The organism is Mesorhizobium sp. M0598, assembly GCF_040320865.1.
In the GTDB taxonomy this organism is placed as follows: domain Bacteria; phylum Pseudomonadota; class Alphaproteobacteria; order Rhizobiales; family Rhizobiaceae; genus Mesorhizobium.
On record NZ_JAMYQL010000001.1, the window covers coordinates 496159 to 520163 of the forward strand.

26 protein-coding genes are annotated in these 24005 nt (G+C 63.1%); 10 read left to right on the plus strand and 16 right to left on the minus strand.

Annotation, left to right across the window (positions count from 1 at the left end):
* Positions 1-2: 2 nt before the first annotated feature.
* Entirely contained in the window at positions 3-1139 is a 1137-nt protein-coding gene (locus NKI59_RS02430) for an ABC transporter permease (RefSeq protein WP_352702278.1), read from the plus strand.
* Between the two features lie 36 nt (positions 1140-1175).
* Here the strand turns inward: NKI59_RS02430 and NKI59_RS02435 are convergent, their stop codons facing one another.
* The 3 genes from NKI59_RS02435 to NKI59_RS02445 all read right to left on the minus strand — a co-directional run bounded on the left by NKI59_RS02435 (position 1176) and on the right by NKI59_RS02445 (position 3423).
* Positions 1176-1829 carry a glutathione S-transferase family protein gene (locus NKI59_RS02435; protein WP_352702109.1) on the minus strand — a complete coding sequence of 218 codons (654 nt, stop codon included), beginning with the start codon at positions 1827-1829 and terminating at the stop codon, positions 1176-1178.
* 92 nt (positions 1830-1921) lie between these two features.
* On the minus strand, positions 1922-2899 hold the full coding sequence (locus NKI59_RS02440; protein ID WP_352702111.1) for a threonine ammonia-lyase: 978 nt from the start codon (positions 2897-2899) through the stop codon (positions 1922-1924).
* Between the two features lie 206 nt (positions 2900-3105).
* Complete coding sequence (locus NKI59_RS02445) at positions 3106-3423, minus strand: hypothetical protein (RefSeq protein WP_023679003.1); 318 nt, start codon at positions 3421-3423, stop codon at positions 3106-3108.
* Positions 3424-3604: 181 nt separating this feature from the next.
* On the opposite strand from NKI59_RS02445, the gene mbfA reads away from it, so the two are divergent.
* Positions 3605-4588: an iron exporter MbfA gene (gene mbfA, locus NKI59_RS02450; protein ID WP_352451856.1), complete on the plus strand. Its 984-nt coding sequence runs from the start codon at positions 3605-3607 to the stop codon at positions 4586-4588.
* 5 nt (positions 4589-4593) lie between these two features.
* Here mbfA and NKI59_RS02455 read toward each other — a convergent pair whose 3' ends face one another.
* The 3 genes from NKI59_RS02455 to NKI59_RS02465 all read right to left on the minus strand — a co-directional run bounded on the left by NKI59_RS02455 (position 4594) and on the right by NKI59_RS02465 (position 5588).
* Positions 4594-4938 carry an antibiotic biosynthesis monooxygenase family protein gene (locus NKI59_RS02455; RefSeq protein ID WP_352702114.1) on the minus strand — a complete coding sequence of 115 codons (345 nt, stop codon included), beginning with the start codon at positions 4936-4938 and terminating at the stop codon, positions 4594-4596.
* On the minus strand, positions 4935-5267 hold the full coding sequence (locus NKI59_RS02460) for an NIPSNAP family protein (RefSeq protein ID WP_352702116.1): 333 nt from the start codon (positions 5265-5267) through the stop codon (positions 4935-4937). The genes NKI59_RS02455 and NKI59_RS02460 overlap by 4 nt, the downstream gene beginning before the upstream one ends.
* A 96-nt stretch (positions 5268-5363) precedes the next feature.
* Entirely contained in the window at positions 5364-5588 is a 225-nt protein-coding gene (locus NKI59_RS02465; RefSeq protein ID WP_352702119.1) for a DUF1127 domain-containing protein, read from the minus strand.
* A 68-nt stretch (positions 5589-5656) separates the two neighbouring features.
* On the opposite strand from NKI59_RS02465, the gene NKI59_RS02470 reads away from it, so the two are divergent.
* Both NKI59_RS02470 and NKI59_RS02475 read left to right on the plus strand, forming a co-directional pair.
* Positions 5657-6331, plus strand: coding sequence for an ArsR/SmtB family transcription factor (locus NKI59_RS02470; protein WP_352702121.1), 675 nt, complete (start codon positions 5657-5659; stop codon positions 6329-6331).
* Between the two features lie 316 nt (positions 6332-6647).
* Complete coding sequence (locus NKI59_RS02475) at positions 6648-7598, plus strand: IS110 family transposase (protein WP_352458931.1); 951 nt, start codon at positions 6648-6650, stop codon at positions 7596-7598.
* 14 nt (positions 7599-7612) lie between these two features.
* Here NKI59_RS02475 and ligD read toward each other — a convergent pair whose 3' ends face one another.
* The 3 genes from ligD to NKI59_RS02490 all read right to left on the minus strand — a co-directional run bounded on the left by ligD (position 7613) and on the right by NKI59_RS02490 (position 11597).
* On the minus strand, positions 7613-10114 hold the full coding sequence (ligD, locus tag NKI59_RS02480; RefSeq protein WP_352702125.1) for a DNA ligase D: 2502 nt from the start codon (positions 10112-10114) through the stop codon (positions 7613-7615).
* Between the two features lie 9 nt (positions 10115-10123).
* Positions 10124-10975 (minus strand): non-homologous end joining protein Ku, encoded by an 852-nt coding sequence (gene ku / locus NKI59_RS02485; protein ID WP_352702127.1) that lies wholly within the window; start codon positions 10973-10975, stop codon positions 10124-10126.
* 115 nt (positions 10976-11090) lie between these two features.
* Positions 11091-11597, minus strand: coding sequence for a YciE/YciF ferroxidase family protein (locus NKI59_RS02490; RefSeq protein ID WP_352451918.1), 507 nt, complete (start codon positions 11595-11597; stop codon positions 11091-11093).
* On the opposite strand from NKI59_RS02490, the gene NKI59_RS02495 reads away from it, so the two are divergent.
* From NKI59_RS02495 to NKI59_RS02510, 4 genes are all read left to right on the plus strand, one after another.
* Positions 11596-11817, plus strand: a complete 222-nt coding sequence (locus NKI59_RS02495; RefSeq protein WP_352702131.1) for a hypothetical protein — start codon at positions 11596-11598, stop codon at positions 11815-11817. The genes NKI59_RS02490 and NKI59_RS02495 overlap by 2 nt on opposite strands.
* A gap of 188 nt (positions 11818-12005) precedes the next feature.
* Positions 12006-12152, plus strand: coding sequence for a hypothetical protein (locus tag NKI59_RS02500; protein ID WP_023678994.1), 147 nt, complete (start codon positions 12006-12008; stop codon positions 12150-12152).
* A gap of 257 nt (positions 12153-12409) precedes the next feature.
* Entirely contained in the window at positions 12410-12790 is a 381-nt protein-coding gene (locus NKI59_RS02505) for a thiol-disulfide oxidoreductase DCC family protein (RefSeq protein WP_352702281.1), read from the plus strand.
* A gap of 49 nt (positions 12791-12839) precedes the next feature.
* Positions 12840-14591 (plus strand): saccharopine dehydrogenase family protein, encoded by a 1752-nt coding sequence (locus NKI59_RS02510; protein ID WP_352702133.1) that lies wholly within the window; start codon positions 12840-12842, stop codon positions 14589-14591.
* Here the strand turns inward: NKI59_RS02510 and NKI59_RS02515 are convergent.
* From NKI59_RS02515 to NKI59_RS02525, 3 genes are all read right to left on the minus strand, one after another.
* A complete protein-coding gene (locus NKI59_RS02515) occupies positions 14480-14863 on the minus strand; it encodes a DUF1850 domain-containing protein (RefSeq protein ID WP_352702135.1) in 384 nt (127 codons plus the stop codon). The two genes, NKI59_RS02510 and NKI59_RS02515, sit on opposite strands and share 112 nt — an antisense overlap.
* Complete coding sequence (locus tag NKI59_RS02520) at positions 14860-16956, minus strand: TRAP transporter permease (RefSeq protein WP_352702138.1); 2097 nt, start codon at positions 16954-16956, stop codon at positions 14860-14862. The genes NKI59_RS02515 and NKI59_RS02520 overlap by 4 nt, the downstream gene beginning before the upstream one ends.
* A 159-nt stretch (positions 16957-17115) precedes the next feature.
* Entirely contained in the window at positions 17116-18075 is a 960-nt protein-coding gene (locus NKI59_RS02525; RefSeq protein WP_352702140.1) for a TAXI family TRAP transporter solute-binding subunit, read from the minus strand.
* A 257-nt stretch (positions 18076-18332) separates the two neighbouring features.
* Between NKI59_RS02525 and NKI59_RS02530 the strand changes: the two genes are divergently transcribed.
* Together NKI59_RS02530 and NKI59_RS02535 are read left to right on the plus strand one after the other, a co-directional pair.
* Entirely contained in the window at positions 18333-18701 is a 369-nt protein-coding gene (locus tag NKI59_RS02530) for a YciI family protein (RefSeq protein ID WP_023678989.1), read from the plus strand.
* A gap of 7 nt (positions 18702-18708) precedes the next feature.
* Positions 18709-19965, plus strand: coding sequence for an RNA polymerase sigma factor (locus NKI59_RS02535; RefSeq protein ID WP_352702283.1), 1257 nt, complete (start codon positions 18709-18711; stop codon positions 19963-19965).
* 15 nt (positions 19966-19980) lie between these two features.
* On the opposite strand, the gene NKI59_RS02540 is transcribed toward NKI59_RS02535, so the two are convergent.
* From NKI59_RS02540 to NKI59_RS02555, 4 genes are all read right to left on the minus strand, one after another.
* Entirely contained in the window at positions 19981-20604 is a 624-nt protein-coding gene (locus tag NKI59_RS02540; RefSeq protein WP_352702285.1) for a glutathione S-transferase family protein, read from the minus strand.
* Between the two features lie 175 nt (positions 20605-20779).
* Positions 20780-21760, minus strand: a complete 981-nt coding sequence (gene cysK / locus NKI59_RS02545; protein WP_352702143.1) for a cysteine synthase A — start codon at positions 21758-21760, stop codon at positions 20780-20782.
* A 166-nt stretch (positions 21761-21926) separates the two neighbouring features.
* Entirely contained in the window at positions 21927-22544 is a 618-nt protein-coding gene (locus NKI59_RS02550; protein WP_352451872.1) for a LysE family translocator, read from the minus strand.
* Between the two features lie 87 nt (positions 22545-22631).
* The gene (locus tag NKI59_RS02555) at positions 22632-23987 is read right to left on the minus strand and encodes a PQQ-dependent sugar dehydrogenase (RefSeq protein WP_352702145.1); all 1356 of its coding nucleotides are present in this window, start codon (positions 23985-23987) and stop codon (positions 22632-22634) included.
* Positions 23988-24005: the final 18 nt, after the last annotated feature.

Below are 24005 nucleotides of genomic sequence, written 5' to 3' on the forward strand. Positions count from 1 at the left end.
GGATAAACAGCATCTTTTCGTTCGCCAGGCTAGGCGCGCTGCTGATCAAGGAGTTCATCCAGATGCGGCGCGACCGCATCACCTTCGCCATGATGCTCGGCGTGCCGTTGATGCAGCTGGTGCTGTTCGGCTATGCCATCAACAACGATCCGAAGAGCCTGCCGGCAGCGCTGGTGGCGATGAGCAGCGATCCTTACACACGAGCCATGGTTTCGGCACTGCAGACCACCGGCTACTACCGCTTCGACCATGTCGCGCAAAGTGCCGTCGAAGCCGAATTCCTGATGGCGCGCGGCGATGTTGCCTTCGTCGTCACCATTCCCGCCGATTTTGCCCGGCGGGTCGAGCGCGGCGACAGCCCGCAGATCCTGATCGAGGCGGATGCGACCGACCCGGCCGTCGCCAGCGGCGCCATCTCGACGCTCGGCACCGTCGCCAACCAGGCGCTGCTCAGGGCACGCGGCATGCAGGAAACGGCGGCCGAGGCTGCCCGGGGCCAGCTCCAGGTGGTGGTGCACCGGCGCTACAATCCGGAAGCCGTCTCGCAATACAACATCGTGCCCGGCCTGCTCGGCGTCATCCTGCAGATGACGATGGTGATGATGACCTCGATCGCTCTGACACGCGAGACCGAGCGCGGCACGATGGAGAACCTTCTGGCGATGCCGTCAAGCCCGCTCGAGATCATGCTGGGCAAGGTGCTGCCCTATCTGGCGGTCGGCGCCGTGCAGGTGCTGGTGGTGCTGGCGGCCTCGAAGCTTCTGTTTGCCATCCCCTTCACCGGGTCGATGTCGCTGCTGTTGACGGCGGTCCTTATCTTCGTCTTGGCGCTGGTGCTGCTCGGCTACACGATCTCGACGATCGCCCGCACGCAAATGCAGGCCCTGCAGCTCACTTTCTTCTTCTTCTTGCCGTCGATCATGCTGTCCGGCTTCATGTTCCCCTATCGCGGCATGCCGGACTGGGCGCAGGTCTTTGGCGAGGTGCTGCCGCTGACCCACTTCCTGCGCATCATCCGCGCGGTGATGCTGAAGGGTGCCGAACTGCCGGCGGTGGCAACGGAAATCGGCTGGCTGGTGGTGTTCGTGGCGCTGTTCGCCGGTATTGCGCTGGTGCGGTTCCGCCGGACGCTGGATTAGGGTCGAACTCGATCCGCTTGTGCAAAAGATCGAGATTCACACGGACTTGGCCTGGCCCGGGACCGGTGTCAATTCAGGCGCATTGAGCCCTTCGAAGGGATCGCGCCAGGCGTCGATTTCTTCGAGTTGAAGATACCAGCGACTGACAGAGGGATAGTCATCGAGCGGCAATCGGGCGACATCGTTGAAGGGCAGAAACGTCGCCATTCGAAAGTCGGCATAGGAAACCGAAGCGCCGACCAGCCATTCTCGCTGGGAAAGCTCGGCATCAAGTATGGCAGCGGCCGTGCGGAAGTCGCTCAGGCCCTCCTCAACCCGCGCCTGATCTATCGGGCCGAGCCCATAGCGCTGTTTGGTCCCGCGTTCGAAATGCACGACATCGCAGGCTCTTGCGAAGTTCTCTTTCCCCCAACTCAGCCATCGGATCATCTCGGGCTCGTCGTCGCCAGCGCGCCAGAAATCCGAATGCATATCGCGCGAAAGCCGACAGGCTATGGCGTCGGCCTCCCAGAGGCTTTTTCCCGAACCTATAAGGATGGGCAATGAAAGATTTGGATTGAGCGGCCGAAATCGCTCGGCCTGGCCCGGAGCGAAGGGAGAGGCAAATTCAAACTCGACCTTGGCGTTGAGATACCGTGCCACCGCGACCGCGAGGCGAGGATTGGGATTGCGGCTGAAGAACAGTTTCATTGATCTCAGTCTTTGAAGGGTACCGGTTCGACCGGGTGCAACGGACGCTTGAGCACCTCGAATCGGCACATGAGCTGGAACTGATTGCTATCCTAGCCGGCAGCAATAATCTCGGCATAGGTGCTGAGATCGACATTGCCGCCGGAGAGCACCACGGCAATGCATTTGCCGGCAAGGTCGATTTCGCCTGACGACAGCGCGGCCAAGCCGACGCAACCGCCAGGTTCGACCACCAGCTTCAGACAAGCCATCGCGTCGCGCATCGCCTGTGTCACCGCGCTGTCGGAAACGGCGATGGCGCCGGCGAGATTCTTGCGGTTGATTTCGAAAGTGATCGCGCCCGGCTCGGCGACGAGAAGGGCATCGCAGATCGAGGTGTGGCCGGGCGCGTTCGACACCCTGGCGCCTTTGATCAGCGACCGGCGTGTGTCGTCGAAATGCTCGGGTTCCACGGCCCAGACGGCGGTGCCCGGCGAGGCGTCCTTGACCGCGATCGAAATGCCGCTGCTCAAGCCGCCGCCGCCGCAGGGAACCACTACCGCATCGAGGCTGACGCCAAGCGCTCTTGCTTGGCGCATCAATTCGAGGCCGATCGTGCCCTGGCCGGCGATGATGGCCGGATCGTCGTAGGGCGGCACCAGGACCATGCCCTTTTCCACGTAAGAACGGACGACGGCAGTGCGATCGTCGCGGACCCGGTCGAAGGTGATCACTTCGGCGCCCATCTTCCTGACATTGCCGACCTTCATCGCCGGCGCGTCGGTAGGCATGGCGATTACGGCCTTGACGCCGAACATCGCCGCCGCGGCGGCGACGCCTTGCGCGTGATTACCCGACGAGAAGGCGACGACGCCGCGGGCGCGTTCTTCCGCCGAGAGCGAGGAGAGCTTGTTGTATGCACCGCGGAACTTGAATGAGCCGGTGCGCTGCAACGTCTCGGGCTTGAACAGGATCCTGGCGCCGAAGCGCTTGTTCAACTCCGGCGATTCGATCAGCGGCGTTTCGACGATCAGTCCGGACAATCGCGCTGCTGCGCTGTGAATATCGGCGATGCCGGGAGGGGTGGTCATGGCTAGGGTCCTGCAAGAGATGAGACCGCCTATGCTGCACGGAAAGGGAGGCGGCGCACCAATGAAAAAATGTGACCGTTACAATTCGTCCTTGGAGGCAGGAGAGTGGGGCGTGACTGTCCCCACCGCCTCCTCGGCCCTCTGCCATGCATTCGTCGCTTCAGTCGACAAATCGTTGTCGATTGACCGGCATAGCCTGCCGCTCCTCACCCCAACAGCGTCTTTTGCCGTTTGGGGCCGCCCATCTTGCGCCAGGTGTTGAAGCGGTGGGTGGCGGCGGCGAAGGAGATCTTCATCTGTTGGGCGACCGAATAGCGCGACTTGCCCTCGTCGAACAGCCGATAGCAGCACTCGACGCCCTCCTCGGTCAACTTGCCGTCGGGAGCCTTGTTGTGCGGATTGGCGGGATCGAATTTTTCGACCTGCTGCTCGACCAGGCCTTTCAGGCGCTGCAGATCCGCCTCAATATTAGCGATAAGGTCGAGAACCGGTTTGGGATCAAACAGCTGCTGTTTTTCCGGCATCTGCGGCGTTCCTTTCTCTTGGTTGAGATTCGGCTATATAAGTGAACGTTTGCCGATAGCAACGGCGATGTGTTCGGAATTTTGAAGCCTGTACCTTTTGAGCATGAGTGGAGCGCACACGATTGACCGGCGACGTGCGAGGTCATAGTTTAGAACTATTCTAAACTAGGGTGAATTTCTCATGCTTTCCCGCGTTTTCGGCTTCGGCCGCCGTCCCTTTGAATCGCTCTCGGAACAGGAGATCCTGGCGCTCGCCATCTCCTCCGAGGAGGATGACGGGCGCATCTATCGCGCCTATGCCGACGGGCTGGCGGAGAGCTTTCCGCAATCGGCCAAGGTGTTCGAGGAGATGGCGGAGGAGGAGGACGGCCATCGCGATTCGCTGATCGAGCTTTACCGCAAGCGTTTCGGCGAGCGCATACCGCTGATCCGGCGCGAACATGTGAAGGGCTATTACGAACGCAAGCCGGACTGGCTGGTGAGGCCGCTCGGCATCGATCATGTGCGCAGCCAAGCCGAGGCCATGGAGCGGCAGGCCTACCTGTTCTATATCGAGGCGGCCAAACGCACAGGCGATGCGTCGACGCGAAAGCTGCTCGACGACCTGGCGATCGCAGAACAGGGCCACGAGACACTGGCGCAGCGGCTGGAGCAAAAGCATGTGCCGGGCGCGGTCAAGGACGAAGAAACGGCAGCCGAGCAGCGCCAGTTCATCCTGACCTATGTCCAACCGGGGCTGGCCGGGCTGATGGATGGCTCGGTGTCGACGCTGGCGCCGATCTTTGCCGCCGCCTTTGCCACGCATGATACGTTCCAGACCTTTCTGGTCGGGCTTGCCGCCTCGATCGGCGCTGGCATCTCGATGGGTTTCACCGAGGTGGCTTCCGACGACGGCAAATTATCGGGCCGCGGCTCGCCGGCAAAACGCGGGCTGACCGTCGGCGTCATGACGACGCTGGGCGGGCTCGGCCATGCGCTGCCCTATCTAATCCCGCTTTTTTGGACGGCGACCATTGTCGCCGCCGTGGTGGTTTTCTTCGAGCTGTGGGCGATCGCCTTCGTGCAGAACCGCTACATGCAGACGCCATTCTGGCGCGCCGCCTTCCAGGTGGTGCTGGGCGGCGCGCTGGTGTTTGCGGCAGGGGTGCTGATAGGCAATGCGTAGCTGCCCTATCCATTCACCATTCTGCTGTCCGCCGGCGCCTCGGCGCGTTCGGTGAGGCTATAGTCGCGCACGACATGGGCGATGCGCAAACGGTAGCCGGCAAAGATGCCGCCGCGGCCGGCCTTTTGCGCCTGCCGGTGTTCCTCGGTGTTGCGCCATGCCTTCACCGCCTCCTCGTCGCGCCAGAACGACAGCGACAGGATCTTGTCTGGGTCGACAAGGCTCTGGAAGCGCTCGATGGATAGAAAGCCGTCAATGCCGTCGAGCAACGGGCGGAGCTCGGCGGCGATGCCGAGATAGGCATCGCGCCTGCCCGCCGCCGGCTCGACCTCGAAGATGACGGCGATCATATCTTCACCAAGGGAGCGTGCGGCCCAGAAGCCAATTTCAGGAACATGCGATCCTCCTTCAGGATGAATTTCTCCCGTCGCGCGAACTCGTAGTTTGCCTTGCCGGCCGGGTCCGCGGCAAGCCGGGCGCGGTAGGCTTCGTAGGCCGCAAGACTGTCGATGTTGTAGGCGGCATAAGCCGTGGTGGCCGAGCCTTCGTGCGGCGCGAAATAGCCGATCAGATCGGCGCCGCAGCGCGGGATCGCCTGCCCCCAATTGCGTGCATATTCCTCGAACGCCGCCTTGCCGAACGGATCGATCTCGTAGCGGATGAAGCAGGTGATGGTCATTTTCGCCTCCTTGGCGGTGGATGTTTTCTTGCGGTCGCAGTTCGAGCCGGATCGAAACGTTCCGAAGGTCGATATGCTAGGCAAATCCCTCGCTGATCATGCCTGCCAGAACGATTTCGCGCATTCGCGGCGGACGTCTTCAGGTGTCAGGCCAAGGTCACGCAGCAGATGATCGTCGATCTCGGCGAGGTCGAGACGCTGCAAATGACGGTCGTACCACCGCTTCAGGAGCCGCAGCCGCAAGCGGCGCAAGACAATGAACGGGAACGGCCGGCGGCCGAAACGGCCGGCGGGCGCGGCGCCGAGAATGGTTCTTGTCATCGTCGTCTCCTTGATCCAGGTCGAGAATAGTGGTTACCTGACGAGGATGCTTCGATGAGGAACGAACTATGCGCGAAGGACCTGACATAGCCCGCATTGCCAGCCTGGTGGGCGATCCGGCGCGGGCAAACATGCTGTCCGCACTGATGGGCGGCACGGCACTGACGGCGAGCGAACTGGCACTCGAAGCCGGGGTGTCGCTTCCGACAGCGAGCTCGCATCTGTCGAAGCTGATGGAAGGCGGGCTGCTGACACTGGCGAGCCAGGGGCGGCACCGCTATTACGGCCTCGCCGGCCCGCAGGTGGCGGGAATGATCGAAGCCATCACCGGCGTTGCCGCTGCGGTCGGACCGCAGAGGGTGCGACCCGGCCCTCGCGACGCGGCCATGCGCGTGGCGCGGGTCTGCTACGATCACCTCGCCGGCGAGCAGGCGGTGGCGATGCTGGACCGTCTTGTGGCTCGACAAGTGCTCCTGCGCGACGACGAGGTGATCCAGCTTGGGCCGTCGGCCGCCTCGCATTTCGCCGCGATCGGCATCGACATCCATACCAAAGCGCGGCGACCGGTGTGCCGCGCCTGCCTCGACTGGAGCGTGCGGCGTTCGCATCTTGCCGGCGCGCTGGGCGCCGCCATTCTCGACAAGGTCCTCGCCGAGAAATGGGCACGGCGCGAGAAGGACAGCCGTGCCGTGATCTTTTCACCGGTAGGCAAGCAGGCCTTCGAGACGACGTTTCTCGCCTGACGGCGCGCTTCGATGCGCGTTCGGCGTTTCACGGGAACGCCGAACCACTCTATCTTTTTGTTTTGACGCAATTCCGGACGGAAAACCGTTTCACACTTTCCTGAAATTGCTTGTCTTATGACTTTCGCTGCCGAATGGGTCAGAAAGGAACGCTGAGAGAGGGTAGCCGCCCTCCCTCAGCGGCGAGGGTCGGATCGGTGGAATTGCTGACCGTTTGACGGGTCGAGCTAGAGTCGGATCGCCCTCGTCTTTCCCTTGAGGCCTGAACGGATACCCGGAGTTCGGCTCCGAACGACAAGCACAGGACAAGTGAAAGATGACCAACGATACCATCGGGATCGACATTTCGAAAGACCATCTCGACGCCCACAGGCTGAGCGACGGCGCGAGCCGGCGTTTTGCCAACGACAGCCGCGGCCACAAGGCGTTCATGAGCTGGTTGAGCCCGAGCCGGTTGGACCCGCCCGGCGTACGCATCGTCTATGAGCCGACAGGTCCATATCACCGGGCCTTTGAGCGGAAGCTGGCGGCGGCTGGCCTTGCGCTGGTCAAGGTCAACCCACGCCAAGCCCGGCGCTTCGCCGAGGCCACCGGCAGGATCGCCAAGACCGACCGGCTGGACGCCGCCATGCTGGCGCGCATGGGCGCTCTTCTCGACCTCGAAGCACGACCGGTGCGCAGCCCGATCCTCAATGACCTCAAGGACCTGCACATGGCGCGCGAGGCGCTGGTGAAGAACCGGACGGCGGCGAGGAACAGGGCCAAGGCGCTAACCCTTCCCATCCTCAAGCGCCACAATGCCCAGCAGCTCAGGCAGATCGAACGTCAAATGGCTGCTGTCGAAAAGGAGATCACGGCGCTCATCCAGTCCGATCCCGATCTCTCCCGTCGCTTCGCTATCCTCGTCTCGATCCCGGGCGTCTCGGCAATCACCGCCTTCGCGCTTCTCATCGAAATGCCCGAACTCGGCACGCTCGGTCAGGGTCAGGCTGCTTCCCTCGCAGGCCTCGCTCCCGTCGCACGACAGTCCGGCAACTGGATCGGCCGCGCCTTCATCCGCGGCGGGCGAGCCAATGTCCGACAGGCACTCTACATGCCCGCCCTCGTCGCCATGCGCTTCAATCCCGATCTAAAGGCAAAATACCACCAGCTCACGGCCGACGGCAAAGCCTCAAAACTCGCCATCACAGCCATCATGCGAAAGCTCATCATCCTCGCAAACGCACTACTCAGGGACAATCGGACCTGGACACCATCTCTCCCTTGACCAACACGGATACTCTAGCCGCGCTTGAGCGGCTTTGCCTGCTTGAAAAAATCCGCCCAGGGATCGGCTTGCCCGAGCCGCTTCAGCGTCGTCTTGTCGCCGATCGGAAAGGCGTTCGGCGGCAATCCGGCCTCAATTTCCCCCCAGGTCACTGGCATCGATATCGTGGCGCCTTTTTTGGCGCGCGACGAATAAGGCGCAACCGTGGTGGCGCCGCGGCCGTTGCGCAGATAATCGACGAAAATCTTGCCGGTGCGCGCCCTCTTCGACAGCGTCGCCGTGTAGCGGTCGGGCGCGGCCTGTTCGAGCGCTCGGGCGAACTCATGGGCGAAGCCTTTGACCTCGTCCCAATCCGCCGACGGCTTCAGCGGCACGACGACATGATAGCCCTTGCCGCCCGAGGTCTTGACGAAATTCGGCAGGGACAGTTCGTCGAGCCGGCTGCGGATATCGAGCGCCGCGGCACACACCGCCTTCACGTCGACACCCTCGTCGGGATCGAGATCGAAGATGATCTGGTCGGGTTTTTCCAGTTCGTCCGTGGTCGAGCCCCAGATGTGGATCTCGACGACGCCGAGCTGCACCAGGGCCACGACACCGTCGAAATCGCGGATGAACAGGATTTCCTCGCCGTCCGTCGGATCCTTCATCACGGCTATTTTTTCACTCATGCCCGCTGAGGCATGCTTCTGGAAAAAGCGTGGGCCGCCGACGCCGTCCGGCGCCCGCACCAAGCTGAGCGGCCGATTGACGATGAACTGCTTCATGCGCGGCCAGACAAGCGCATAATGATCGACCAGATCCTGCTTCGATACCTTCTCCTGCGGCCACAGAAGCTTGTCCGGGCGAGACAGCGTAACCGACGTTTTCGCCGTCCCGGCGGGTTTGGCGGGCTTTGCCTTGGGCTGCTCTGCCGGCGCTGAGTGTGCTTTCGGTTTCTCCTGCACGACTTCCTCCGCCGGCTTGTCCTCGCGCAGTCCCTGGAACGACGCGTGGCGTATTATACGGTCCGACGTCCAACTGCGAAACTCCACCTCGCCGACAAGTTCGGGCTTGACCCAGACCAGCCCCTTGCCCCTTGGCACCGCCCTGTCGAAGGGCGAGGTCGTCGTCTTTAGCGCATCAAGCCTCTTCTTCAGCTCGTTGGTGCTTTTGGCCGTGAAGCCGGTGCCGACGCGGCCGGCATAGCGCAGCTTGCCGCCCTCGTGATAGCCGACCAGCAGCGAGCGCAGGCCGCGCCCGGTCTTGTCCGACGGCATATAGCCGCCGATGACGAATTCCTGGCGCGCCGTGCATTTCGACTTAACCCACGAGGGAACACGACCGCTGCGGTAGGGCGCATCGGCACGCTTGGAGACGACGCCTTCGAGCCCCAGCCGGCAAGCATGCTCCAGCATGATCTTGCCGGGCTCGGCAAAGTGGTCGCTGAAGCGCACGGCCTGATCCTCGACCTGTCCGGGAAGCAAGGTGCGCAGCCTTTCCTTGCGCTCGACCAGCGGCTCGGAACGGATATCCTCACCGTTGAGACGCAACAGGTCGAAGACATAGTAGATGAAACGATCCGTACGGCCCGCCGACAGATCCTGCTGCAGCAGCGAGAATGACGAGACGCCGTTATCCGCCAGCACGACGATTTCGCCGTCGATGATCGCGTCGGTGCATTTCAGGCCGCCAAGTGCGGCGACAATCGCGCCACCGAATTTGTCGGTCCAGTCGAGGCCGGTGCGTGTCAAAAGCCGCACCTCGGTACCGGCAAGCTGCGCCTGCATGCGATAGCCGTCGAACTTCACCTCATGCAGCCAGTCCTTGCCGGGCGGCGCGTCCCGCTCCAGCGTTGCGAGCGCCGGTTCGATGAATTCGAGCCGCCTTGCCGCGACTGCCTTCTTGCCGGTAGCCGGCCTGTCGGACTGCCAGACGCTTGGCTTCTTGCCGTCGGCGGTCTTGCCTTGGCCGACCTCCTCGATGGTCAGGCCGGATTTCACCGATTGCGGCGCCTCCTGCAAAATGTCCTCGCCCGGACGCGCGGCGGCATCGTCGGATTTGATCAGCAACCAGTTGTCACGCTTTTCGCCCGGACGCGGCTTCAGCCGCACCAGATGCCATGCGCCATGCAATTTGTGGCCATGCAGTTCGAAACTGATATGGCCTTTCTTCATCGCCTTTGCCGGGTCGCCATCGGGGACCCAAGTTCCCTCATCCCAGACAATGACCGAGCCGCCACCATATTGGTCCTTCGGGATGGTGCCTTCAAACGGCGCATAGTCGATCGGGTGATCCTCGACATGCACGGCGAGCCGCTTTTCGTGCGGGTCGAGGCTCGGGCCTCGCGTCACCGCCCAGCTCCACAGCACGCCGCCGTGCTCGAGACGAAGGTCGTAGTGAAGCCTGGTGGCGGCATGCTTGTGGATGACGAAGATGCCACCCGGCACGGCTTTCTTGCCGCGCGAAACCTTGCCGGCTGGTTCGGCCGTCTTCTTGAAATTGCGCTTGGCGTGATACTGCTCGAGGCTGGCCATGGGCGGATCCTAAGCAGATTTGCGCCGGGCGGCTTTGGACTTGGCGCCTTTTGCCGGGCGTCCGGTCTTTGCCGGCGCACCGGCTTCCGACGAAAGGCTCTTCTTCAGCGCATCGAAGAGGTTGACGACATTGGATGGCCGTGGTTCCGCCTTGGTCTTCGGTGCCTTCTTGCCGGCCTTCTTGGCGCGGACCAGCTCGATCAGGGCGTTTTCGTATTTGTCCTCGAATTCGGAAGGATCGAACTTCGCCTGTTTGTCATCGACGATGTGTTCGGCCAGCCTGATCATCTCGGCGTCGGTCTTCACCGGCTTGATGTCGCCGAACACCATCTCGGGCCTGCGAACCGTATCGCCATAGCGCAGGGTCGTCAGCAGCAGACCCTTGCCCAACGGCTCAATGACCACCGGACGTTCGCGGCGATAGAGCACAATGCGGGCTAGCCCCGCCGTCTTCTTGGCGGCCATGGCGTCGCGGATGACGGCGAAGGCCTCTTCCGAGACCTCGTCCGCAGGCGTCACATAATAGGGCGCATCGAGATAGATCTGCTGGATCGAGGATTTTTCGATGAAACCATCGAGGCTCATCGTATGCGAGGATTCGATCTGCACGGCTTCGATCTCCTCCTCCTCGATTTGGACGAAGTCGCCGTCGCCGATCTCGTAGCCCTTGATCTCGTCGCCTTCATCGAGCGGCTTGCCGCTTGCCGAATCGACATAGACGCGCTTGACGGTATTGCCGGTCTTGCGGTTGAGCACGCGGAACGAGACTTTCTCGGCCTGGGTGACGACATTGGTCAGTTCGACGGCGCAAGTGACCAGCGAAAGCTTGAGATACCCTCTCCAGGCCGGGCGCGGCGCCATGACAAACTCCCTGCGCGACAATGTTCAACCGAGAACGGGCAAAGTCCGTTCCGGTTCCGGCGGCGCAAACGGCAAGTCCGGGCTTTCAACCCAGCCTTGCCTTGTTCTCACTGCCCTACTCGGCGGCTTGCAGGTTGACCTTGCTTTCCGCTATTTCGGTAAGCTTGCGGTCGGTTGCCTGCTCCTCCTTGAGGTTGTTGGCCAACACATTGGCGCAGTCGCTGCGGCCCAGTTGCTTGGCCCAAGCAATCAGGGTGCCGTAACGGGTCATCTCATAATGCTCGACCGCCTGGGCGGAGGCGATCAGCGCAGCGTCGAGGACCTCCTTGTCGGCGATGTCGCCGCTGACGTCGTCGGCTTCTTCGAGAATGCCGTCGATGGCCGGGCAGTCGACCTGCTTGGCCTTCACGCCGTGCAGTTCGAACACCTGCTCGACACGCTGGATATGACCCTTGGTCTGAGCGAGATGTTTCTCAAAGCCGGCTTTCAGCTGCGCATCACTCGCCTTGTCGATCATCTTCGGCAGCGATTTCTCGATCTGTTTTTCAGCGTAATAGATGTCGCGCAGCGTGTGCACGAAGAGGTCGTCGAGGGTTTTGATATCCTTCGAAAAGAAACCCATGGCCTTTGCCTTTCCATTGCTCTTGCAGTTTCGGATTTTTTTGGCTGCGGCCCACCCGAGCACCACAGCCTGCGGCGCCGGTTCGTCCCGGCACTGGGAAATCAACGTGCGGCTGACGGGCCGGTTCCTGGTTTTCCGGCCGCGTGCACGGAAATTTCGCGGTCCGGCAAAACCTGAAACAAAACCGCGCCTCTGCGACATTCAGGCGAAACATATGTGATGCAAAAGTCACACTGGACGAAATGCCGACGGACTGCATGGAAACACCGCGAATCAGCCGCATTCCAGCCATGAACAAAGGCATTTTCGACCAGAGATTAACATCACGTTCACCGACTATTCACGCCTGGACGCTATGATCCCCGCAATTCGGAAGGGACATCCGAAACGGGACAGGGACCGAGTAAAATGAGCTTCTGGAATCAAATCGCCGGCTATGCCGCCGCCATCCGCGAATTCGTCGCGCCGACCTATCGGCCTGAGCGCTATTATATGCGCGGCCCAGGCCCCGCCTGCGCGCGCCGTGGCAACACGCTTGGGATCAGCGTGCGCTGATGATGAGCATGGAGAGCCGTCACGACAGCCGTATCTGCCGGCCCGACGCCGACAATCGGTCAACGACCTATCGCGCCGAGCGCCCTGCGCTGACCGACAGACGGCGTGCGACAACGCCAAGCCTCTAGCATTCCGGGCTTTGATCCAGCCGCCGGCAGGCCTAGTGTCGCCTGACACCAGCTGCCGGGCGTCACGTGACCGTCAAGCCGAACCATTCTCCTGAGCCGCCAGAATTCGAATCAAGTCGCCCGTTGATCGTGTTCGACGGTATTTGCGTGTTGTGCTCGGGCTTTGTGCGCATGGTGGTGAAGCTCGACCGCAAGGGCCGCTTCCATTTCGTAACGGCGCAGTCGCCCTTCGGCGAGATGCTGTTCAAGAAATACGGGCTGCGGACGGATCGCTACGAGACCAATCTCGTCATCGTCGATGGCGCGGCTTTCACCCGCCTGGACAGTTTCGTTGCCGTCATGGCCGAACTCGGCTGGCCGTGGCGGGCGGCGCGGATCCTGCTGCTGTTGCCGCGCCCGCTTCGCGACTGGCTCTACGACCGCATCGCAATGAACCGCTACGCCCTGTTCGGCAAGAAGGACAATTGCGAAATCCCTTCCGCCGAGGTGAGGGCAAGATTGATCGGCTAGGTTCGTTGCCGTGGCCGGGAGCGGGCGGGGCATTTTGGGGGAACTGCGGATGAAGGTTCTTGTCGTCGGCGGCTATGGCACCTTTGGCGGTCGCACCGTCGAGCTTTTGGAGGGCGAGCCGCATCTGATCCTCTTTGTCGCCGGGCGCTCGCTCGCCAAGGCTGACGCGTATTGCAAGAAGCGCGCCCCGACAGCAGCCCAGCTGGTGCCGGCACTGTTCGACCGTGACGGCGATCTCGCCGCGCAACTCGCTGCATTTGAGCCTGATATTGTAGTCGACGCGAGCGGTCCGTTCCAGGCCTATGGCGAGGGACGCTATCGCCTGATCGAGGCCTGCATCGCCCGGCGCATCAACTATCTCGATCTAGCCGACGGCTCGGATTTCGTCGCCGGTGTCTCTGCGTTCGACGAGGCGGCGCGAAACGCCGGCGTCTTCGTGCTGTCCGGCGTCTCGAGCTTTCCGGTGCTGACGGCGGCGGTGGTGCGTCGCCTGTCTTCGGACCTGACGCGGGTCGACGGCATTCGCGGCGGCATCGCGCCTTCGCCCTTTGCCGGCGTCGGCGGGAACGTCATCCGGGCTATCGCCGGTTATGCCGGTCGGCCGGTGCGGCTTGTTCGCAATGGCCGTCCCGAACAAGGCCGTCCGTTTACCGAGCAGCTGCGCTACACTATCGCGCCGCCGGGCCGGCTGCCGCTTCGAAACACGCTGTTTTCTCTGGTCGACGTTCCGGACCTGCGCGCCTTGGCCGCGCTTTGGCCGGAGGCGAGGACCATCTGGATGGGAGCCGGGCCGGTACCCGAGGTGCTGCACCGCGCCCTGATCGGCCTCGCCTGGCTGGTGCGCGCCGGATTGATCGGTTCGCTTTCGCCACTGGCGCCGCTGATGCATCAGGCAACGAACCGGCTGCGCTGGGGCGAGCATCGCGGCGGCATGTTCGTCGAGGTGGAGGGATCGGACCGGGCGGGCGCCATCGTCAAGCGCTCGTGGCATCTCTTGGCCGAGGGCAATGACGGGCCGCTGATCCCGTCGATGGCGGTCGAAGCACTGGCCCGCAAAGCGCTGGCCGGACATCAGCCCGCGCCGGGCGCACGGGCGGGGGTGCGCGATTTGGAGCTCCGGGATTATGAAGCCCTGTTCGCCGGGCGGACAATCTACACCGGCTTCAGGAACGGGGCGGCGGACGAGGACAAGCCGCTTTATGCCGAGCTGCTCGGTGCCGCCTGGCAAGGCCTTCCCGAGGCAATTCGGTCAATGCATGACCGTACGATCACGGCCGCAGGCCGCGCGCGCGTCGAACGCGGGCGCAATGTTCTTGGCCGGCTAATGGCCTGGACGGTCGGCTTCCCCGGGGCAAGCGAGGACATCCCGGTTCATGTCCGCTTCGACACCGACAAGGAAGGCGAGACCTGGACCCGGACATTCGGCAAGCACAGTTTTTCGAGCCTACAGTCCGCAGGCCGGGGTCGATCGCAGCGCTTGCTGTGCGAACGCTTCGGCCCGCTGACCTTCGCGATGGCGCTGGTTGCCGAAGACGGCCGGCTGGCGCTGGTCTTGCGCCGCTGGAGTTTTTTTGGCCTGCCGCTTCCGATGTGGCTCGGTCCACGCTCGACTTCCTACGAAACGGTGAAGGATGGCCGCTTCCGCTTCCATGTCGAGATCTCGCATCCGCTTGCCGGCATGATCGCCCGCTACCGCGGCTGGCTGGAGCCCTCCGGCCCGCACGGCTCCAGCGAGATCGTGCCGCCTGCCAGCTTGGCCAGTTCGCGACAGTCCTGCGCCGTGCACAGCGTCCAGCCCTGACCCGTGGCGCCCGAGGCGGCGAGCGCGAGGCGCCGCTGTAGCCCGACCTTGGGCGCATAGACCCACCAGCCGTTTCTCAGCACCGAGCCTTGCGGCGGCTCCATCCCGGCGCCCGATCCCTTGATGCGGGCCTCGACCAGCTGCAGGCCGGACGGCAGCACCTTCCAGTCTTCCTGCCACTGGGTCTTCTCCACCGAATGCACCCAGGAGAGCGTGAAGGCAGCGACCGCGAGCGTCACCGTCTTGCCGGCCGCGACGATGCAGAGGCTCATGCTGAATTAGCCAGCGAAGCCTGCCGCGCGCGCCAGCAGTGCCAGCCGATCCAGGCAAGGGACAGCGCCCAGCCCGCCTCGTCGGTGAGCGGCAGCGCCGCAACCAGCAGCACGCCGGCGGCGAAGGCGACGAGGCGTTCCCACCACGCCATGCGCCGGGCGAGAAATCCGACGGCCGCGGCGCCCCACAGGACGATACCCATGCAGGCTTTGATGACGATATAGGCGACCTCGACGGGATAGCCGAACTGGGCGGCGATCGGGCCGGGGTCCTGCAGCATCAGCGCCGGGGTATAGACCGCCATGAACGGCACAACGAAGCCGGCAATGGCAAGCTTGGTGGCCTGGATGCCGATCTTGAGGCCGCTTTCCTTGGCCATGGGCGCGGCGGCGAAGGCGGCCAGCGCCACAGGCGGGGTGAGATCGGCCATGATGCCGAAATAGAAGACGAACATATGGCTGACCACCAACGGCACGCCGAGCGACAGCAGCGCTGGCCCGGCCAGCGACGAAGTGATGATGTAGTTGGGAATGGTCGGTATGCCCATGCCGAGCACCAGGCAGGTGAGCATGGTCAAAAGCAGCGACAGGAACAGATTGTTCTCGCCGATCGAGATGATCCAGCCGATGAAGGTCGAGGCGATGCCGGTAAGCGTCAACGTGCCGATGACGATGCCGACAATGGCGCAGGCAATGCCGACCGGCAGCGCGTTCTTTGCTCCTTCGGCAAGGGAATCCACGCATATGCGCAGCGTCTCGCGCCCGCCCTTGAAGGTGAGGCAGGCGGCGACCAGCACGGCAATGACCAGGCTGAGGATGTTGACGCCGAATTTCATGAAGGAAGCCGCGGCAAGCCCGAGCGCCAGCCAGAAGACGACACGGAAGGCGAGCGGCCCGATCGATGCCGCCAGCGGCGTGCCGAGGATAAGCACAATGGTCAGCGCCAGGCCCATGGTGCCGGCGAAGACCGGTGTGTAGCCGGCAAACAGCAGGTAGATCAGGGCTGCGAGCGGCAGTACCAGCGGCCAGTGTTGTTTCACTGCATCCCAGGGATTGGGCAGGTCGGCCTTGGCCATGCCGTGCAGGCCGGCCTTGCCGGCCTCCAGGTGCACCTGCCAGAAACAGGCGCCGAAATAGAGCAGCGCCGGGATAATCGCCGCCTTGACCACCGCGGCATAGGGGATGTTCAGCGTCTCGGCCATTATGAAGGCAACCGCTCCCATCACCGGCGGCATGATCTGGCCGCCCATCGACGAGGTCGCCTCGACGGCGCCAGCGAAGGCCGAGCGGAAGCCGAAGCGCTTCATCAGCGGGATGGTGAACTGGCCGCTGGCCACCACATTGGCAACACCGGAGCCGGAAATGGTGCCCATCAGCGCCGAGGACAACACGCAGACCTGCGCCGGGCCGCCGCGCCATGAGCCGACCAGGCCAAGCGCAAAATCGTTGAACAGCGCGATCATGCCGGCTCGTTCGAGAAAGGCGGCGAAGACGACGAAGATGAAGATGTAGGCGGCCGAGACATAGATCGGCGTGCCGTAGATGCCTTCGGTACCGTAGGCGAAAGTGTCGACGAGCTGGGCGAAATCATAACCGCGATGGATGAACGGCGGCGGCAGATGATTGCCGGCAAATGCGTAGGCGAGAAAGATGAAGGCAATGACGGCGAGCGGCAGCCCCATTAACCGCCGCGCCGCCTCGAAGACCAGCACGACCAGCACCGCGCCGACGATCAGGTCAGGCGTGGTGAGAAAGCCTGAGCGGCGGATGAGGTCGGCATAGAACACCCAATTGTACAGACCGGTGGCGAAACCAAGCAGGCCGAGCGTCCAGAACACTGCTTTCGCCGGGACGCTTTTGGCGCGCAGATTGGCGATTAGGGCAAAGCCGAGCAGCAGCAGGAAGCCGACATGCATGGCGCGTATGACCTGGCTCGGCAGGCTGCCATAGGCGGCGATGTAGATTTGGAAGATGGAGAAGGCGATGGCGATAAAAAAAGCCGCCTTGCCGGCGATGCCTTCGCCGAAGCCAGGCGGCAATCCTTCGACAGGAGCTTCCGCTGTGGGGGAAAGAACGGTCGGGGTTACGGTCATTAGCGGTTCCTGGCGGGGCGGTCCCCTCCTCGAGGGGAGGGTGCCGAGCGAAGCGAGGCGGGTGGGGTCGGTGCGGCAGTGCGCGGCCTCAACCGACCCTACCCGTCCATTCGCCTTCGGCAGCCGTTCACCTTCTCCTCAAAGGGGAGGGATGGCTCCTTACTTCACCAATCCCTTTTCCTTGTAATACCTCTCGGCGCCCGGATGCAGCGGCACCGGCATGCCGTCGAGTGCCTTGGCCGGGCCGATCGCCTTGGCGGCTGCGTGGGCAGCGGTGAGCTGGTCGAGATGCTCGAACAGCAGTTTCGTCATCTGATAGGCGGTCTCGTCGGAGACATCGGCGCTGGTGATCAGGAAATTGCCGACGGCGGCGGTCGCAACATCCTCGGTCTGGCCCTCGTAGGTGCCCTTGGGGATGACCACGGAAAGATAGGGCGAGCCGATCTTGGCGACGTCCTCCGCCGGCACGGCAACGATGTTGACCGGCACCGAGGTGGCGAGGTCACGGATCGACGCGACCCCAAGGCCAGCCGATTGCAGCGTGGCGTCAAGTTGGCGGTTCTTGATCAGCTCCACCGATTCGGCGAAGGGCAGATATTCGATCCGCCCGAGGTCTTCGTATTTCAGCCCGGCTGCAGCGAATATCGTGCGGGCGTTGAGCTCGGTGCCCGAGGCCGGCGCGCCGACCGACAGGCTCTTGCCCTTGAGGTCGGCAAGCGTCTTGATGCCGGATTCCTTGCTGGCGACGATCTGGATGTAGTTGGGATAGATGGCGGCAATGCCGCGCAGCTTGTCGAGCTTGCCTGGGAAGCCGGCTTCGGTATTGCCTTCAGCGGCCAGCTTTACGGAATCGCCCAGCGCGAAAGCAATCTCGCCCTTGCCCTGTTGCAAGAGATTGAGATTTTCGACCGACGCCTTCGTCGCCTGTACCTGGGTGCGCGCGCCTTCGATGCCCTTGCCATAGATTTCCGACAGCGCGACGCCGAGCGGATAGTAGACGCCCGACGTGCCGCCGGTCAGCACGTTGATGAATTCCTGCGCCTTGACCGATACCGCGCCAAGGCCAAGCGACAGCGCCAGCACACCGGCCGCAATAAATTTCGTCCTGAAATTGAGCATGCGATTTCCTCCCTGAAAATTCGCCGCCGTGCCGTCCTCTGCGGCGCGAAGCGAGGCAAGTTTAGACGGCGGGCGGGAAATGCCAACCCGCAATAGCAGTGATTAGACGAACGGCTAAGCAATGCCGCAACACATCGGCGCTTGCGCGATGTCGCATCGCGGCCGAAGATTTTTCCAGCGCTTGTCGAAATCGGGCAGGGCTGCGCGACATACGTCCGGCTCGCAACGATGCGGCCTTCAAACCACGGGAGAAGACCATGCGATATATGCTTTTGATCTACGGAAACGAGGCCGGGATGGCTGCCGCGCCGGCAGACGCGGTGACACAGATGTCGAGCGCCTATGTCGCCTACACCGAAGCGCTGAAGAAATCGGGCGCCTGGCTTGGCGGTGACCGGTTGAAGCCGACGCAATCCGCTACTTCGGTACGGATGGCCAATGGCAAGACCAACGTGCTCGACGGCCCCTATGCCGACACCAAGGAGCAGCTTGCCGGCTTCTATATGATCGAAGCGGAGGACGTCGACGCGGCCATTGCCTGGGCGGCGCGCTGCCCGGGCGCCAGCACCGGCACGGTCGAGGTGCGACCGATCTGGGAAATGACGGAGTACTTATCTGAGAAATGACCATGTGATAGACGGTCGCCCGGAGATGGCGCGGGCGGCGGCGGAAGCGGCCGCCCGGCAAAGCTACGGCAAACTGGTCGCCTATCTCGCCGCGCGCACGCGCGACGTGGCCGGTGCCGAGGACGCCTTGGCCGATGCCTTTGCAGCGGCGCTCGAGCGTTGGCCACAGGCGGGCGTGCCCGACAAGCCGGAAGCCTGGCTGCTGGCGGTGGCGCGCAGGCGCCTCGTCGACGCAATCCGGCGGCGCCTGACCAGCGAGGCGGGCCGCGACCACCTCAGGCTGATCGCCGAGGAGATGGAGGCACGCATGGCCGACGAAGACCTGCCGGACGAGCGGCTCAGGCTGATGTTTGCCTGCGCCCATCCGGCTATCGAGGCCGGCGTACGAGCGCCGCTGATCCTGCAGACCGTCCTTGGCTTCGACGCAGCGACCATCGCCTCGGCTTTTCTTGTCTCGCCAGCCACGATGAGCCAGCGCCTGGTGCGCGCCAAGACCCGCATCCGCGAGACCGGCATTCCGTTCCGCGTCCCGGAGAGGGCCGAACTCGGCGAGCGGCTGGGCACCGTTCTGGAAGCGATCTACGCGGCGTTTGCCGAAGGCTGGTCCGACCCGGCCGGCACCGAAACGCTGCGCCGTAATCTCGCGACCGAAGGCATCTGGCTCGGCCGTCTGCTGGCCACGTTAATGCCAGACGAACCGGAAGCGCTCGGCCTGCTGGCGCTGATGCTGTTCGCCGAGGCGCGGCGTGCAGCGCGGCGCAACGCGGCGGGCGATTATGTACCGCTGGCCGAGCAGGATCTTGTACTGTGGGACAATACAATGATCGATGAAGCGGAGACGCTGCTCAGGCACGCCGCGGCCAAGAGCGTTGTCGGCCGCTACCAACTCGAGGCCGCCGTGCAGTCCGCCCATACGACACGACGGCTGACCGGTTGTACCGACTGGGTCGCGATCAAGGAGCTCTATGACGCGCTGTCGGTGATTGCCGGCTCGCCGGTGGTTTCGATCAACCGCGCGGTGGCCATTGCCGAGGCCGAAGGCGCTTCGGCAGGATTGAGTGCACTTGATGAGCTTGGCGACGACAAGCGGCTGTATGACTATCAACCTTACTGGGCCGCCCGCGCGGGCCTGCTGGCCAGGCTCGGCAAAGTTCCGCAAGCGAGCGAGGCCTATGACCGGGCTATCGGCCTCGAACGCGACCCGGCCGTGCGCCGGTTTCTGCAGGACCGACGGGCAGGTCTCGACCGCGTGGAAAGACACTGAGGCAAGGCGGACTGGTTACGCGGGCCACATGTCATGGGAGGCGTTCAGCCTCTTCATCACCCGATGTTCCCGCAAATTGGCCCACAGGCGTTCGATATTCGGCCAAGCGGTTGGAACCTTCGCGACCTCCGGATGCCAGGCCACCAACATGACGAGATAGATGTCGGCCAGCGAGAGCCGGTCGCCGGCCAGCCAGTCATGGCCTGCGAGGGCGGCATCGAGAATGGCGAAGCTGCGATCCATTTCCGAGACCGCCGCCTGTTTGACAGCGTCTACGCCGCGGGGATCGGTCGTGTAGCGATGAGCGTAGAAGAACCGCAGGTCAGCCGAATAGATGACGGAGGACATGAAAAACATCCAGCGCAGGAAGTCGGCACGGTCAGCCGAACTTGCTGCGGGCGCCAGTCCTGCTTCCGGGTGGCGCTCGGCCAGCAGGATGCAGATCGCCGCCGATTCGGTCATCGAGCGTCCGTCCGGCAAGATCAGGACCGGCACCTGGTTCAAGGGGCTGATATCTAAAAAGGCCTGGTCGGGTCGGCCCTTCGGAACGTCGATCTGGTCGAAAGGCACGCCCGCCAAAGCGAGCGCCGCCTCGATGACAAAGCCGCCGGTATTGGCACGCGTATAGAGCTTGTACATGAAGTCCTCCACCTGCCGGGCAGCGACGATTTGATACGGAAGGGACCCGCCGCTCAAGCGAACGACGCCCGCCACAGGTGGTTTTTCAGCGGTCCACGCCGACGCGTGATACAGAGTATTTGATGTCGGAGGGCATCGCGAAGGATCGCTACTGACCGGTCATAAACGCTCGTGTCTAAGCGCCCAATCCCTCGAACAGGATCGTCGAGAGATAGCGCTCGGCGAAAGAGGGGATGACGACGACGAGGTTCTTGCCCTTGTTCTCGGCCCGCGAGCCGACGACGATCGCCGCTTGCAGGGCGGCACCCGACGAGATGCCGACCGGCACACCTTCGAGCCGAGCGACGAGCCGTGCATTGGCAACCGAATCCTCGTTCGAGACCTTGACGATTTCGTCATAGATCGTCGTGTCGAGGATTTTTGGCGCGAAGCCGGCGCCAATGCCCTGGATCTTGTGCGGGCCTGGCTGGCCGCCCGACAGCACCGGCGAGGCTTCCGGTTCGACGGCGACGACATGCACCGAGGGCTTACGCTTCTTCAGCACCTGGCCGACGCCGGTGATGGTGCCGCCGGTCCCGATGCCGGCAACGAAGATATCGACTTCCCCATGGGTGTCGTTCCAGATTTCCTCGGCCGTGGTGCGGCGATGGATTTCCGGATTGGCCGGGTTTTCGAATTGCTGCGGAATGACAGCGTCGGGCAGCGTTGCCGCCAGCTCGTCCGCCTTGGCGATGGCGCCCTTCATGCCTTTCGGCCCTTCGGTCAGCACCAGTTCGGCACCGAGCAGAGCCAGCATCTTGCGGCGTTCGACGGACATGGTTTCCGGCATGGTCAGGATCAGCTTGTAGCCCTTGGCAGCGGCGGCAAAGGCGAGCGCGATGCCGGTATTGCCCGAGGTCGGCTCGATCAGGGTGGTCTTGCCGGGCGTAATCCTGCCCGAAGCCTCCAATGCCTCGATCATCGACACGCCGATGCGGTCCTTGACCGAGGCGATCGGGTTGAAGAATTCGAGCTTGGCCAGCAGATTGGCGACGACGCCCTTCTCCCTGGCGAATTTATCAAGCCGCACCAGCGGCGTGTCGCCGATCGTCTCGGTGATCGAATTGTAGATGCGGCCGCGGCCGGGCACGTGTGTGGGGGTGGCGGACTTGTTCATTGATTTCCTCCCAGAGGTCAAGCGGCAAGAAGTCGCGCGGGCATAGGATAGAGCCATCCGCCGCGCAAGATAGGCTGTCGATCGAAAAATATCCGAGTGAAGTTCGTGCTGAATACCTCCGCCCTTGCAAGGCGTGGCAATCCTTGGGCGGATTGGCGAAAGAGATCTATTGGCGGGCGGCAATTGCCGCCGCCGCACCGACCATGAAGCCCGCGGCGGTGCGGTTGAGTACCCTCAGCGCCCGCGGCGACTTCAGGAACCAGCGCGCCTTGGCCGCCAGCGCCAGATAGGGCACCAGCACCACGAGCAGGACGACGATGGTGAGCGCGACGAGGATGCCGTAATCGGCCAGCGTGATCGTCTTCAGATCGACGATGGTCGGGGTGATGGCAAGATAGAAGATCATCGTCTTCGGATTGCCGAGCGTGACGGCAAGGCCGGCTACAAAGCTGGATGCCAAGCCGCCCTTGCCTTTCTTCGCCTCCACCGTCTCCGGCGTGATGCCGCTCGTCCAGAAACGCCAGCCAAGAAAGGCGAGGTAGGCGACGCCCAGCCATTTGATGGCCAGGAAGACCATGCCGAAAGTTTGTGCGACGAAAGCCAGGCCGAGCACTACGGCAGTGAGATAGGTCAGGTCGCCGAGCATCAGCCCGAACGACATGGCCAGCGACGAGCGGAAGCCGGAACCCAGCGCACGCGCAACGAGCGCGGTGACGCCGGGGCCGGGGATGGCCGCGGCGATGCCGAGGGCAGCACTATAGGCGAGAAACCCGGTGAGTGTCATGATTCGCGCTTGTCGCACAATGTTGAAGTTGGGTGAATTCCCTCGGCCCGGATTCGATTGCGCCAGCGCAGCAGGCGACGCCGCCGTTCAGGAGCGGCCGTCTTCGTAGGTAATGCGCCAGATGGTGCCGTTGCCGTCCTCGGTGACGATCAGCGAGCCGTCCTTGGCCATCGCGACACCGACCGGGCGGCCCCAGACGGCATCGTTCGAGATGACGAAGCCGGTCATGAAGTCCTCATATTCGCCTGTCGGCTTGCCATCCCTGAATTTGAGCCTCACCACCTTGTAGCCGGTCCTGGCGCCACGGTTCCACGAACCATGCATGGCGACGAAGGCGTCACCCTGGTAATCCGCCGGGAAGTTCTTGCCGTCGTAGAAGGCTATATTCATCGGCGCCGAATGCGCCTGCATCAATACATCGGGGACAGTGGCCTTGCCGGCGAGGTCTGGCCGCTCGCCCTGATGGCGCGGATCCTCGTTATTGCCGATGTAGTACCAAGGCCAACCATAGAATCCGCCGTCCTTGACCGCTGTTGCAAATTCGAACGGCACATTGTCGCCGAGTTCGTCGCGCTCATTGACGACGCACCACAATGCGCCGGTGGCGGGCTGCACGGTCATGCCCGTACAGTTGCGCAGGCCGGTGGCGACAGTTCGGGGATTTTTCCCATCCGGGTCAAAGGCGAGCACATCGGCACGGCCGTCCTCGGAGCCCCAGACCGCCCCGAGCGGCTTTGATTTGGCCCAGGCGTCGAGGCCGCTATCCGGCTCCTTGCCTATATCCTCGGCGACGTTCGAGGCGGAGCCAACCGACAAATAAAGCGTTTTGCCGTCCTGCGAGAAGGCGATGTCGCGGGTCGTGTGACCACCCGACGGGATTTGGGCGACAATGGTTTCTGGTTTGCCGGATGTCTTCAGGTCGCCATCGCGATAGGGGAAGCGGACGATGCTGTCGCTGTTCGCGACATAAACCCATTGCGGTTTGTCTCCTGGCGGATAGAAGGCGATGCCGTAGGGATAATTGAGCCCCTTGGCGAAGATCGCTTTCTCGATGGGCTTGGCGCTGCCCTCGGCGAGACGATAGACGCGTATTTGTTCGGCATGGCTGTTGGCAACAAACAGGTCGCCATTCGGAGCGACGCGCACGACACGTGGATTGACGATGCCTGATGCGATCATTTCAGCCGAAAAGCCCGACGGCAATTCTGGCTTGGCGCTTTCGGGCCGTTCCGCCACGCCGGCGCCGTTCGAAGCGGATTGGCCGGGGTCGGCTGCCGGCATGTCTCGCGGCCCAATCAGGCGTCGGACGCCAGGCCTGTCGGCGTGCCAATCGCCAAACGCGGCTTCGCCTTTGAGCACATTCTGGTCCGCCTGCTGGGCGGCTGCCGGTGTCGCAACAAGGAGGGCAGCGGCAACGGCCGCAAAGCCGCCAGATCGGATCATCAACGTCCTCCGGGATTC

Excerpts from the sequence above, each read along its gene's own strand:
- NKI59_RS02435 (WP_352702109.1), bottom strand. The coding sequence starts at position 1,829 with ATGAAACTGTTCTTCAGCCGCAATCCCAATCCTCGCCTCGCGGTCGCG.
- NKI59_RS02440 (WP_352702111.1), bottom strand. The coding sequence starts at position 2,899 with ATGACCACCCCTCCCGGCATCGCCGATATTCACAGCGCAGCAGCGCGA.
- NKI59_RS02445 (WP_023679003.1), bottom strand. The coding sequence starts at position 3,423 with ATGCCGGAAAAACAGCAGCTGTTTGATCCCAAACCGGTTCTCGACCTT.
- mbfA (WP_352451856.1), top strand. The coding sequence starts at position 3,605 with ATGCTTTCCCGCGTTTTCGGCTTCGGCCGCCGTCCCTTTGAATCGCTC.
- NKI59_RS02455 (WP_352702114.1), bottom strand. The coding sequence starts at position 4,938 with ATGATCGCCGTCATCTTCGAGGTCGAGCCGGCGGCGGGCAGGCGCGAT.
- NKI59_RS02460 (WP_352702116.1), bottom strand. The coding sequence starts at position 5,267 with ATGACCATCACCTGCTTCATCCGCTACGAGATCGATCCGTTCGGCAAG.
- NKI59_RS02465 (WP_352702119.1), bottom strand. The coding sequence starts at position 5,588 with ATGACAAGAACCATTCTCGGCGCCGCGCCCGCCGGCCGTTTCGGCCGC.
- NKI59_RS02470 (WP_352702121.1), top strand. The coding sequence starts at position 5,657 with ATGCGCGAAGGACCTGACATAGCCCGCATTGCCAGCCTGGTGGGCGAT.
- NKI59_RS02475 (WP_352458931.1), top strand. The coding sequence starts at position 6,648 with ATGACCAACGATACCATCGGGATCGACATTTCGAAAGACCATCTCGAC.
- ligD (WP_352702125.1), bottom strand. The coding sequence starts at position 10,114 with ATGGCCAGCCTCGAGCAGTATCACGCCAAGCGCAATTTCAAGAAGACG.
- ku (WP_352702127.1), bottom strand. The coding sequence starts at position 10,975 with ATGGCGCCGCGCCCGGCCTGGAGAGGGTATCTCAAGCTTTCGCTGGTC.
- NKI59_RS02495 (WP_352702131.1), top strand. The coding sequence starts at position 11,596 with ATGGCCTTTGCCTTTCCATTGCTCTTGCAGTTTCGGATTTTTTTGGCT.
- NKI59_RS02490 (WP_352451918.1), bottom strand. The coding sequence starts at position 11,597 with ATGGGTTTCTTTTCGAAGGATATCAAAACCCTCGACGACCTCTTCGTG.
- NKI59_RS02500 (WP_023678994.1), top strand. The coding sequence starts at position 12,006 with ATGAGCTTCTGGAATCAAATCGCCGGCTATGCCGCCGCCATCCGCGAA.
- NKI59_RS02510 (WP_352702133.1), top strand. The coding sequence starts at position 12,840 with ATGAAGGTTCTTGTCGTCGGCGGCTATGGCACCTTTGGCGGTCGCACC.
- NKI59_RS02515 (WP_352702135.1), bottom strand. The coding sequence starts at position 14,863 with ATGAGCCTCTGCATCGTCGCGGCCGGCAAGACGGTGACGCTCGCGGTC.
- NKI59_RS02520 (WP_352702138.1), bottom strand. The coding sequence starts at position 16,956 with ATGACCGTAACCCCGACCGTTCTTTCCCCCACAGCGGAAGCTCCTGTC.
- NKI59_RS02525 (WP_352702140.1), bottom strand. The coding sequence starts at position 18,075 with ATGCTCAATTTCAGGACGAAATTTATTGCGGCCGGTGTGCTGGCGCTG.
- NKI59_RS02530 (WP_023678989.1), top strand. The coding sequence starts at position 18,333 with ATGCGATATATGCTTTTGATCTACGGAAACGAGGCCGGGATGGCTGCC.
- NKI59_RS02540 (WP_352702285.1), bottom strand. The coding sequence starts at position 20,604 with ATGTACAAGCTCTATACGCGTGCCAATACCGGCGGCTTTGTCATCGAG.
- cysK (WP_352702143.1), bottom strand. The coding sequence starts at position 21,760 with ATGAACAAGTCCGCCACCCCCACACACGTGCCCGGCCGCGGCCGCATC.
- NKI59_RS02550 (WP_352451872.1), bottom strand. The coding sequence starts at position 22,544 with ATGACACTCACCGGGTTTCTCGCCTATAGTGCTGCCCTCGGCATCGCC.
- NKI59_RS02555 (WP_352702145.1), bottom strand. The coding sequence starts at position 23,987 with ATGATCCGATCTGGCGGCTTTGCGGCCGTTGCCGCTGCCCTCCTTGTT.